10 protein-coding genes are annotated in these 11,668 nt (G+C 43.3%); 1 reads left to right on the top strand and 9 read right to left on the bottom strand.

Annotated elements, in window-relative coordinates; all coding sequences use genetic code 11:
- Positions 1-5 precede the first annotated feature (5 nt).
- From ABFY09_RS09780 to dksA, 9 genes are all read right to left on the bottom strand, one after another.
- Positions 6-1,136, bottom strand: a complete 1,131-nt coding sequence (locus ABFY09_RS09780; protein ID WP_347984132.1) for a hypothetical protein — start codon at positions 1,134-1,136, stop codon at positions 6-8.
- A gap of 408 nt (positions 1,137-1,544) precedes the next feature.
- On the bottom strand, positions 1,545-3,191 hold the full coding sequence (pgi, locus tag ABFY09_RS09775; RefSeq protein ID WP_347984131.1) for a glucose-6-phosphate isomerase: 1,647 nt from the start codon (positions 3,189-3,191) through the stop codon (positions 1,545-1,547).
- 64 nt (positions 3,192-3,255) lie between these two features.
- On the bottom strand, positions 3,256-4,107 hold the full coding sequence (panC, locus tag ABFY09_RS09770; protein ID WP_347984130.1) for a pantoate--beta-alanine ligase: 852 nt from the start codon (positions 4,105-4,107) through the stop codon (positions 3,256-3,258).
- Complete coding sequence (gene panB / locus ABFY09_RS09765) at positions 4,104-4,931, bottom strand: 3-methyl-2-oxobutanoate hydroxymethyltransferase (RefSeq protein ID WP_347984129.1); 828 nt, start codon at positions 4,929-4,931, stop codon at positions 4,104-4,106. The genes panC and panB overlap by 4 nt, the downstream gene beginning before the upstream one ends.
- A gap of 3 nt (positions 4,932-4,934) precedes the next feature.
- Complete coding sequence (gene folK, locus ABFY09_RS09760) at positions 4,935-5,420, bottom strand: 2-amino-4-hydroxy-6-hydroxymethyldihydropteridine diphosphokinase (protein WP_347984128.1); 486 nt, start codon at positions 5,418-5,420, stop codon at positions 4,935-4,937.
- A gap of 12 nt (positions 5,421-5,432) precedes the next feature.
- Positions 5,433-6,884 carry a polynucleotide adenylyltransferase PcnB gene (pcnB, locus tag ABFY09_RS09755; protein WP_347984127.1) on the bottom strand — a complete coding sequence of 484 codons (1,452 nt, stop codon included), beginning with the start codon at positions 6,882-6,884 and terminating at the stop codon, positions 5,433-5,435.
- A gap of 547 nt (positions 6,885-7,431) precedes the next feature.
- On the bottom strand, positions 7,432-8,826 hold the full coding sequence (locus ABFY09_RS09750) for a sigma-54 dependent transcriptional regulator (protein ID WP_347984126.1): 1,395 nt from the start codon (positions 8,824-8,826) through the stop codon (positions 7,432-7,434).
- Between the two features lie 126 nt (positions 8,827-8,952).
- Positions 8,953-9,855, bottom strand: coding sequence for a tRNA glutamyl-Q(34) synthetase GluQRS (gene gluQRS, locus ABFY09_RS09745; protein WP_347984125.1), 903 nt, complete (start codon positions 9,853-9,855; stop codon positions 8,953-8,955).
- Between the two features lie 4 nt (positions 9,856-9,859).
- Positions 9,860-10,294 (bottom strand): RNA polymerase-binding protein DksA, encoded by a 435-nt coding sequence (gene dksA, locus ABFY09_RS09740; protein ID WP_347984124.1) that lies wholly within the window; start codon positions 10,292-10,294, stop codon positions 9,860-9,862.
- 160 nt (positions 10,295-10,454) lie between these two features.
- Here dksA and ABFY09_RS09735 point away from each other — a divergent pair, with 160 nt between their 5' ends.
- Complete coding sequence (locus ABFY09_RS09735; protein ID WP_347984123.1) at positions 10,455-11,621, top strand: aminotransferase class I/II-fold pyridoxal phosphate-dependent enzyme; 1,167 nt, start codon at positions 10,455-10,457, stop codon at positions 11,619-11,621.
- The last annotated feature ends 47 nt before the right edge of the window (positions 11,622-11,668 follow it).

Raw genomic sequence — 11,668 nt, 5'->3', positions numbered from 1 at the left:
TTTCATTAATATTCTGCATTAGTATATCTATCAGAAAGGTCTTGTTGCCGTTCAATCCAAGCGTCAAACATGTCTGGATTCTTTGCTGCTTCAAGCATGTCTTGTAAGTTGTCATCATCCATAGCGAGGTTTAGTCCACTTAGAGCGAATTTCCAAGCATTTTGAAGTACGGAGTCGGACAGATATTTATCAAAAGCATCGAGCTGTGAGCAGATATTCTCGAATATTTCTTTATCTATCGGGAAATGATTGAAGTGGACGCTATGCTTTCTGCCAGATATGCTTGCTGGCACAATTCCAATATCCCCGAGATGAAAGAAAAATGATTGGCCTTCTTTTTCAAAACCACCATGTGCAAATGTATTCCGATATTTTTCTTTTATTTCATTTAGCGTGTCGTAATGATTCTTCGTTTTGGATTCACGAATATTAAGTATATGTTTAAGCTTTCCTGACCAGTTTTTGCTGACAAACTTTGTTAGATCACCTTGTTCTCTGTCGTAATTGGAAAAAGGAAGTGCAAGTACTAAGAAGTGCTCTAAACGACTAAAATAAGCATCAATCATCGCTAGTGCGTTATATCCTCCTTCATGACTAGCGTTGCTTTCTAGTCTTAATAGTTTGATTGTCTCTTTAATACTCTTTATATCACCTTTAATTTTTTGCGGTGTGTAATTTGACACTGCTTGTTCTCTAAAATAGTGATATCGATTATCAAGCTGGTTGAATTGGTTTGAGATGGTTATATTGCCGTCTTTTATTTGTTGTTTAGCAAAGTCTTTAAGAATATTTTTTTCAGCTGATTTGAGGTTTTTTTCCAGCTTTCCTAAAACTTCTTTTGGCTTTGCTTCACTATTTTTTACGGAGTAAAAGTATAAACCGAATTTCTCATTAGAAATTGCACAGCTCTCTCCCTTGTAAGTAAATGGTATGATCCAATGCATTTTTTCTTCTGGGCGTTCCAAAGTGAATTCACAGACTCCTTGTAAAAGAAATCGTAAAAGATTTGGAGTAGGAAACTGGTCTCTTGGAATTGAGAAACGTTTTGTATTTCCATCCCATATCCAATCTGGTTTTCTATCTTTTTGAGGTGCAAAGTCTTTCAATTGACGTTTGATGCTTTCGATTGCAGTCATGAAGAGAACTCTTGTTAATTAATCGTGTATACATTTGTTATTTCGAAGTGCAGGTATATTTATTGATATTAAAAACTCATTCTTTGCCTAATACAAATGCGAAAAAACTGTGATTAGAAAGAAGAGTGTTCTTTAACAATAAGACATATATAGAATTTAATATAATTTATAGTGGAGCCAAGCGGTGTTTCGATGAGGTAGGCGCGAGTTTCGAAGAGAAACGCCGCTTGGTTTGATGTTATGTGATGGAGTTGTCGGGCTAAAGCCACGACCTACAAAAAGGTCGTTTTCAACGGCAGATTACGCTGCGCTCATGATGCCCTACGATGTTTGCAGAGATAACTAAAAACACCAGCCGAGGCTGGTGTTTTTAGTTCAGTGCTAGAAAGCTGAGTTTCTCTTTTTAAGCTAAGACTGAGCTTTCTTGAAAGCTTCAATCAAAGCTTGGGTTGAGGCATCCAGTGCGCTGTTGTCGCTGTCGCTAACAAGGCGGTTAAAGATGTCTGTTCCCAGTACTTTACCCAGTTCCACGCCCCATTGGTCAAATGAGTTGATTCCCCAGATTGTACCTTGTACAAAAGTACGGTGCTCATAAAGGGCGATCAAGGCGCCAACGGTTTCTGGTGTCATTTTATCTGTTAACAGAGTGTTGCTTGGGCGGTTGCCTTTGATGACTTTGTGAGGCGCAATGGCTTCTACTTGGTCATCCGATGCGCCAGCATCACGCAGTTCTTGTTTGGCTTGCTCAAGGGTCTTACCCACCATCAAAGCTTGTGATTGGCTTAGGCAGTTTGCAAACAATTGTGCGTGATGATCGCCAATTGGGTTATGGCTTACCAAAGGCGCGATGAAATCCACAGGTACAAGGCGTGTGCCTTGATGCAAAAGCTGGTGGTAGGCGTGTTGGCCGTTTGTGCCAGCGCCGCCCCAGATGATTGGGCCAGTGTCGGTTTCTACGCCATCGCCATTTAATAGATTCGCTTTACCGTTACTTTCCATGTCTAGCTGCTGAATGTGAGCAGGCATGGCGCGTAAGTAATGATCATAAGGAATTAAGGCGTGAGTTTGTGCGTTGTGGAAATTGATGTACCACACGCCAAGTGCGCCCATGATGACAGGTAGGTTTTCTTCAAATGGTGCTGTGCGAAAATGCTCATCCATTTGGTGTGCACCATCGAGCAGTGCGTAGAAGTTGCCCATGCCAACAGCAATGGCAATCGGTAAGCCAATGGCTGACCAAAGAGAGTAGCGACCGCCAACCCAATCCCACATTGGGAAGATGTTTTCTTCCGCCATGCCGAAATCGACGGCTTTCTTCACGTTAGAGCTCACTGCAGCGAAGTGTTTACTCACTGTCTCTTGAGTGCCGCCATTTGCTAAGAACCAGTCACGTGCGGCGTTGGCATTGGAAAGGGTTTCTAATGTGCCAAAGGTTTTTGATGCCACAACGAAAAGTGTGGTTTCTGGGTTCATTTGCTTTAGCTTGCCAGTGATGTCGGAGCCATCAATGTTTGCCACAAAATGCACTTTCACTTGTTCTTGGGCGTAAGGTGTTAGGGCTTCTGCAACCACTTTAGGGCCAAGGTAAGAGCCACCGATACCGATGGAAACTACGTCTGTGATGTTTTTGCCTGTGTAGCCTTTCCATTCGCCACTGTGAAGCTGGGCAACAAAGTCTCCCATTTGCTTTAGGGTAGAACGAACTTCTTCTAAAACATTGACGCCATCTACCATGAGCGAGTCTTGTGCCTGGCTGGCGCGTAGCGCGATGTGCAATACTGAGCGGTCTTCTGTGTTGTTGATATGGGCGCCACTGAACATGCCTTTGATGGCCGTTTCTAATCCGGCTTCTTTCGCCAGATCGGTAAGTAGGGCAAGGGTTGTATCGTTGGCGCGGTTCTTGGCGTAATCCAATGTCCAGCCAGCGGCTTGGGTTGTGTATTTATCTGCGCGTTTTGGGTCTGCCGCAAATAAAGAAGCCATATCAACTGCGTTCAGTTGTTGTTGATGGTCAGCTAATTTTTTCCATGCAGTTAATTTTGTGGGTGAGCTCATTACAATCTCCCTAATTTGTTGAAAGAGCGTTGCATATCAATGCAACACTTTCACTAAAAGTGAATTAGGCTAATTCAAGGCACAAGTTGTCTATTAAACGTGCGCTTCCTAGGTATGCCGCAGCCAAAATGACTAGGCTCTTCTCTTTCTCTGATGGTATTTGTAAATTATCTTGTGCGCGTATTTCAAAATAATCACGACGGAAACCAACCGCTTCAAGCTTCTGCTGAGCTTGTTCGCGAATGTCCTCGTGACTCGCACTGTTTGTCATGAGCTGATCTTTTGCCCATAACAAGGTTTGGTACATTGCAGGTGCAATGCGTCTTTCTTCTTCTGTTAAGTAGCCATTACGTGAACTCATGGCTAAGCCATCTTCGTTGCGCGCTGTGTCTACTCCAATGATGCGAACGTTGGAGCTTAAATCACGCACCATGTCTTCAATAACTTTCAGTTGTTGAAAATCCTTATTACCAAATATGGCACAATCTGGCTGAACCATATTGAATAATTTTGTGACGACAGTGGAAACACCAACAAAATGACCCGGACGCGATGCACCACATAAAATATCTGACAAACCGATGACTTCAATTTGCGTCTGGCTGCGTTTGCCATCTGGGTACATTTCTAGCGCATCGGGTGCGAATAAGTAATGGCAGCCGTTTGCTTCAAGTAGCTTTTGATCTTCCGCCAATGTTTTTGGGTAACGCTCCAGGTCTTCGTTGGCGGAAAACTGCATTGGGTTGACGAAAATAGACGACACAATGACGTCGCCTTCTTCTGTTGCTCGACGAATCAAAGACATGTGGCCGTCGTGCAAGTTCCCCATTGTTGGTACAAAGACAATGCTTTTGTCTTTAAGTCGTTCAACTTTTAGTGCGGCTCTTAGCTCGGCAACGGTGTGGAAAGTTTTCATGATTTGAATCCATGTTCAGGGCCTGGAAACGTCATGTCTTTCACTTCTTTAACATAGGCTTCAAAGGCTTCAGTAATGTTACGGCCGTCGGTTAAAAAGTTTTTCACAAAACGAGGTGTGTGACCAAGGTTTAGACCAATCATGTCTTGTACCACTAAAACCTGAGCATCTGTATGCGGGCCAGCGCCAATGCCAATGGTTGGCACTGGAACGGCTTCGGTGAGGGTTTTACCCAGTTCGGTTGGAATGCATTCATACAGCAGCATGTCCGCCCCAGCGTCAACCAACTCTAAAGACTCTTTGAGTAATAAATCCGCGGCTTCTTGAGTTTTGCCCTGTACTTTATAGCCACCAAATTTATGCACAGACTGAGGTGTTAAGCCCAAATGTCCGCAAACTGGAATGCCGCGTTGGCTGAGCAGTCGAACAGTATCCGCTAACCAGCTGCCGCCTTCTAATTTGATCATGCTCGCGCCGGCTTGCATCAGCTTAGCTGCGTTGTCCAAGGCTTGTTCTGGTTTGCTGTAACTCATGAAAGGCATGTCGCTGAAAATAAAGGCGTTGGTGTTGCCTCGCTTTACCGCCGCCGTGTGATAACACATATCTTCAATGGTGACAGGAAGTGTGCTGTCTCGACCTTGTATTACCATGCCTAAAGAGTCGCCGACTAAAATCATTTCCACGCCGGCGGCGTTCATTACGTTAGTGAAAGAGGCGTCATAAGCGGTAAGTACGGAAATCTTTTCTTGGTCTGCCTTCATCTGTTTTAGAGTCGATAAAGTCACAGGCTTGGTGAGTTTTCTTTGCGTGTTATCTGAATACATAGTTTATTCTTCTTTGATAAAGACCAAATCGCTGGTATCAAGTTGGTGTAACTGCTCGGTCACGGTTTTGCCGTTGGCCAAGAGCATATCGGGAGCAAGATCACTAAGTGGTTGCATAACAAACCCACGTTCCAACATAAATGCATGAGGTACTGTGAGTCTTGAGTTTTGTATGGTTTCTTGGCCATACAATAACAGATCTAAGTCGAGTGTGCGTGGTCCCCAATGGCGCTCTCTGATTCTTCGTTGCGCTTGCTCAATATTTTGTAATAAATCGAGCAGTGTAAGAGGAGAAAGTTCCGTCATAAACGTTGCGGCGGCGTTAATGTAGTCAGGTTGATCTTGTGGGCCAACGGGCTTGCTGCTATAGATGGGTGAGACGTGAAAAGCATGCACGCTATTATGATTTCGTAGCGTCTTAATGGCTTGCTGAATTTGCGCAACGGGGTTTTCAAGATTGCTGCCGAGGCCAATATAAGCTTGTATCACAGCGTCGTCCTCTTATTCGCTAGCAGCTTCACTTGTTGTATTGGTGTTTTTATTAGCGGATCCGTTGCTTTTTCTACGACGACGAGGGCGACGTTTTTTAGGGCCTTCTTTGTCGTTGGTGCGAGCGTCAATGCTTTTGATTAATTCACGTTGCTTGCTTTCCGTCGCGTGTTGGAAAGCTTCCCACCAATCACCTAAGTCATTAAGTTGAGTGCCACTCATTTCTCGGATAAGTAAGAAATCAAATCCGGCACGGAAACGAGGATGATCAAGTAATACGAAGGCGCGTTTGCCGTAGCGTTTTGGTAGGCGGAACTGCATATCCCAAATTTCTCTCATTGGTGTAGAGAAACGACGTGGGATTGCTGTTGAAGCAACCTGATTGTCGAGCACCATGTTAGCAGCTTGGTGTAGCGCTGGCGTTGTCGGCATACCTTGCGCTTCAAATTCTTCGTGACGTAAGGTAACGCTCGGCCAAAGTAGAATCGCGTATAAGAAATACGGCGCAGTGGTTTTATCGTTTTGAATGCGATTGTCGGTATTTTTTAAACCTTGCAAGATGAAGGCTTCCGGATCGATATCATCTCGCTTCCAGCCGCTCTGCAGTAAGGCGTCAGTATCTGGAAACAAATAACGGAACAATCCGTATTGGCGCAATAAGGCAAAGGTTTCTATGCCGTTGCCGCTGCCTAGTAGCTTTAATACTTCTTCAAAAAGGCGAGCAGGTGGAATATGGTCTAGCAAATGCGCCATTTCTTTAATTGGCGCTGCTGTTGATGCTTCTATTTCGAATCCTAGTTTACCGGCAAAACGAATGGCTCGTAGCATGCGTACAGGATCTTCTTGATAGCGCTGTCTAGGATCGCCAATGATGCGGATTTTTTTGTCTTCGATGTCTTTTAGTCCACCACAGAAATCGTGGATGCTGAAATCTTGAACATTGTAATAAAGGGCGTTGAAAGTGAAGTCGCGTCGTTCGGCGTCTTCTTCAATGCTGCCATAAACATTATCTCGTAACACAATGCCGTGAGTTGAACGGGCAGAGTCTTTACCTTTCAAGGAAGTTTGTGGCGTGCTTTCTTTGTCATCTTGAGCTGTGTTTGCTCTAAAAGTAGATACTTCGATAATTTCTCGGCCAAAGGTTACGTGGACGAGTTTAAAGCGACGGCCGATCAGCCTAGAGTTTGAAAAGGTTGCGTGAACTTCTTCTGGCGTGGCGTTTGTTACTACGTCGAAATCTTTTGTTTTCGCGCCAATGATATGGTCTCGAATGCAGCCACCAACAAGGTACGCGTCATAACCTGCTTTATTTAAACGATACAGTACTTTGACCGCATTTGGACTTAAGTCTTGACGAGATAAGCTGTGTTGGTCGCGAGGGATAACAATAGGGTATGACTGTATCTTGGGTGAAGATAACAGTGAGGTAGCTTTGTGTACCAGAGATTTTAATCCTGTAAACATTAGACAACAAATTTTAAAGTTAACGAAAATATATATTCTACACGTGATGCTGTGAAGTTACACGGATAAAGGGCTGATTTAATTCGATGCGAGGTTGAGGTGTTATTGAAGCGATAGTTGATTTACTTAAGTAGTAAACAAAATAATCGCTTTGGATACATGAAGATACTAGTTCCGAAAACAAAGTTAGTGCTGCTTTTGCAGTTCTACTTCTGTATTATTTTTATTTTTGCATTGTTTTCATTGCCCTAGGGCTTGAATATCTAAAAAAATCAATTATCCAAAGCGATTTTCCACCCACGACCTCAATTTTTTATTTTTATTTGAAGAGGTCATGGTGTTCTTATATTTTATTTTTATTTTTAAGAACTTACATACGACGACTAACTTATTCTTATTCTTTGTCAATCTTCTTATCGTTGTGAAATCTATAAAGCATTTGTTGTGCCAAAAATAATAAGATGCTGATTTTATTGTGTTTTATGAAAATATTGGACACTTTTTTTACAATATTGTTTTTATTTTTTGGGTATTTTGGTATCAAGTGTTACCTTTTTTCTGTTACTTTTCTGGGGATTGTCAATTTTTGTCGTCTTTCCCATAAGCTTTTTCTTGATATGCCCAAAGAATGTGCAAGTTGGGTTTCTGTCATCTTGTGTTGGTGCGTAAGGATGAAGTGTTTTAGGTAGTCGTCCAATGTTGTGCCTTTCTGAGAGGTGGTATTAGACTCCAATGCCTTGTCGAGATTGTTTGGCTTATTTTGCTGGGCGGCCAGTTTTAAGTTAGCTGCTTCCACTCTTTCTGGTGGGCTTAAAATAACGGCTCTTTCTATGGCGTTTTCAAGTTCTCGTACATTTCCAGGCCAGTGGTGTGACCGAATCGCTTTGTCGAATGTTCGGCTGTAGTGGTTGGTGGGTTTGTTGTGTTTCTGGCAGGCTTTTTCGAGCAGGGCTTTCGCGATCATAGATATGTCGTCTCCTCGTTCTCTCAGAGGTGGCAGGAGTAATTCCATAACGTATAAACGGTAATATAAATCTTCTCGAAATCGACCTTTTTTGACCATGTCGAATAGATCTCGGTGCGTCGCTGCAATTAGTCGAATATTGACTTTTTTGTACTCTGTTGCACCGACTCGTCGAACTTCGCCTTCTTGTAAAACTCTTAATAGTCTTGCTTGTGCTTCTAAGGGTAATTCGCCTATTTCATCAAGAAAAAGTGTGCCTTTGTCTGCGGTTTTTATTAAACCGTCATGGGCGGCTGTGGCGCCTGTAAATGCCCCTTTTTCGTGGCCAAAAAGCTCTGATTCTATTAGGTTTTCTGGGATTGCTGCACAGTTGATGCTGACAATCTGATTGTGCTTTCTGAGACTAGTGTTATGAATGGCTTTGGCGACTAATTCTTTGCCCGTTCCAGACTCTCCGCGAATGAGTGTTGTGGCATCGGTTGCAGCGATTTTTTTAATGTCTCTGAAAAGGTCGAGCATTGGAGGGCATTGTCCAATGATGTCGCTGCCTGGTGTTCCTAGTGGGAGTGAATCTTTCGTGTGAGAGCTAGTGTTAGAGAAAAGAACTGGAGTGGTTTGTTCTATGCTTTCTTTTTGCTCGAGTACATCAACTACATGCTTGAGTAGTGTTTCTGAATCTGTTGGTAGGGGAAGGTAGTAAGCTGCCCCTTGTGACATGTTATATGTGCCTGTGCTTAGGCTGGGTCTAGCGTCTAAGATGATATGGCGAGGTGTTTGTGGGAGCGCTGCTTTGTTGTTATTTAAGTGGTTGATGATTTCTTGATCAACCAATAAAAGGTTGAACTCACTGATTTCATAATATTTATCTACTTGCTCAAGGGATGTACCTGAATTTACTTGAAAGCCGTACCTTGATAACCACTTTTCAGACTCTTTGAGTGGCGAGTGATCCGGGCAAATAATCATTATGCTGTGCATTAAGTGTCACCTCTTGTAACTGATGTAACCATTATACACACGTAATTATAAGGTGGTCGAGTTAGTGTATCTCGTATTATGTGAAGGCGAGTAAAGGGTATCTGGAGTTTAACTCTCAAGTGAGAATTAAGAAATGAAGTGCTGGTCTTGTTCTTCGAGAGGTAGGTATTTGATGTTGCGCAGTTTATTTGGTTTCCAGGCGTCTATTGCTAGCTGTAAGGCTTCTTCGATTGACTGCGGCGAGTTTAGGTTTATTTCTAAATAATGGAGTGCGCGTAGAAGTGTTGAAATATCGCCATTTTTAATCGGTTTAGCGTGGTTTTGCTTGCTGATCTTGTCGCCTGTTTTATTGGTGATAAGTGGGATATGACAAATGCTCGGTGGAGTCCACTCAAACAGATCGTATAAGTAAAGTTGCTGTGCTGTGGTTTCGATTAAATCCGCACCTCTTACGAGGTGTGTGATTTCTTGCAAATGATCGTCTACGACAACAGCAAGTTGGTAGGAAAAATAGCCATCTTTTCTTTTAAGGATGGGCGTGTTGTTTTTTAAATCATTGGCAAAGCTCAAGGTTCCCTGAATGAGATCCTCGTATTCATAGACTGCATCGCTGGCTTTTAAACGCCAAGAGTGAGGTTGGTTTGTCGTGCTTTTGCAGGTGCTTGGATGGAGTCCATTATTTTGAGTAAGAGATTGTCGTGTGCAATTGCATGGAAAAACGAGTTGTTTGCTTTTTAAATTGGAGAGCTGTTGCTCGTATATTTGAGTGTGGTTGCTTTGTGTTCTGATATCTTCGTCAGAGAAAAGGTTGTAGCTATGGAGGGTGTTGAGAATCTGGCTCGCAAAGCTTTCTTTGCAGCGAGTACCATCGACATCTTCGATGCGGATAAGCCAGTCACCTTGGTGTTTCTTTGCATCCAAATAGCTCGCTAATGCGCTGACTAGGGAGCCAAAATGGAGTGGGCCGGTTGGCGAAGGCGCAAAACGGCCTCGATACTTGATCGACAATGAATGGAGATCGTTGGGCACTAAATTAGCCGCCGATTTGTCTCTCTTTAATCTCAGCCAATGTTTTGCAATCGATGCACATGGTTGCTGTTGGGCGAGCTTCTAAGCGGCGAATGCCGATTTCGATGCCGCACTCATCACAGAAACCGTAGTCATCGGCGTCAATGCGTTCCATTGTCTGAGTGATCTTCTTCACCAGTTTACGTTCTCGATCACGAGCACGAAGTTCTAGGCTGAATTCCTCTTCTTGGCTGGCTCTGTCGTTAGGGTCAGCGTAGTTTACTGCTTCTTCTTTGAGGTGATGAACCGTACGATCAACCTCTTCCATCAGATTTTGCTTCCAGTTGAATAGAATGCTTTTAAAGTGCGCCAACTGGTTCTCGTTCATGTATTCTTCGCCATCCTTAGCAACATAAGGGGTGAAGTCTTTCATTAATGAATCAGGGTTCATTTCTGGCATAGCATTGCCTCACTTCGCAGGTGTCCCTTGTGGTAACCTGTAAACTAATAAGATTAGGTGGTTTAATTTTCGGCCGGAAACTTACCAGATAATTTCACTGTAAACCACTATTTTTTACGCAAACGTCTATGAAAAGTTTAAAAAAGGTAGAGAGCGCTTAATGAAAAAGCATAAATTGGCGGCACGAGTTGATGACATTGCACCGTTTCAAGTAATGGCTATTTTGGAGCGAGCGAAGGCGCTAATGGCGCAAGGGGAAGATGTTATTCATCTTGAAATTGGTGAGCCGGATTTTGTCGCGGTAGAAGAGGTGAATCGAGCAGGTATTCAGGCGATCGAAGCGGGTAAAACAGGTTACACCTCGGCGACAGGTTTGCCAGAGCTAAAACAGGCAATTAGTCAGGATTACGCCAGTCGCTATCAAGTCGATGTGGCACCGGAAAGAATTATTGTGACGCCGGGTGCTTCTGGAGCCTTGTTGTTAATGGCGTCTTTAATGGTGGATGCTGGAGATGAGATTTTGATGCCGGACCCTTGTTATCCTTGTAATCGGCATTTTCTTGTTCAGGTAGGAGCGACTGCTAAGCTTATTGAGACTGACGTTGAGCGTGGGTTCGAGATGGATCTGGTTCGCTTGCCATCAAACTGGAGTGATAAGACGACAGGATTGTGGTTAGCGTCGCCGTCTAATCCAACAGGAGCGGTACTGAGTAAAGAGTACATAGCGAATGCTTGGGAAGAAGTGCAGGAACAGGGCGGTCATTTGTTGGTTGATGAAATCTATCAAGGGCTTGTTTACGAAGGTGAAGATTTCTCAGCACTATCAATTGATGACAATATTTTTGTTATTAATAGCTTTTCAAAATATTTTGCAATGACGGGGTGGCGTTTAGGTTGGTTGGTTGTACCTGAGTGGGCGATAGAGGGGGCGACCAAGTTGGCGCAGAATCTATTTATTTCTGCTCCAAGTGTTTCTCAATATGCTGCCATTGAGGCTTTTTCTCCTGCTGTGCTTAGTGAATGCGAAGAGCGTCGAAAAATATTGAATGCACGTAGATTGGTTTTATTGGCAGGGCTTAAGAATATTGGCTTGCCCGTTGTTGCGCCAGCGCACGGTGCTTTTTATGTCTATGTAGATGTTTCCTCTATTACTGAGAATGCAATGGCATGGTGTCTGGCTTTATTGGAAAGTGAAAAAGTGGCTTTAACCCCAGGAGCCGATTTTGGGGTTAAAAATGCCCATAAATACGTTCGTTTTGCTTATGCTTGTGATGAGCTGCGATTAGAAGAAGCCTTGAATAGAATTGCTCGCTTCATAAAAAGTTAGCTGTTTTATGTTATCGGTTTACGTGGAAGGTTGAGTGTCTTTGGTGA

Origin of the sequence: Marinomonas sp. 5E14-1 (assembly GCF_039939215.1) — a bacterium.
In the GTDB taxonomy this organism is placed as follows: Bacteria; Pseudomonadota; Gammaproteobacteria; order Pseudomonadales; family Marinomonadaceae; genus Marinomonas.
The sequence above is the reverse complement of the archived record's forward strand: the minus strand, read 5'-3'. Positions and strand labels throughout refer to the sequence as shown.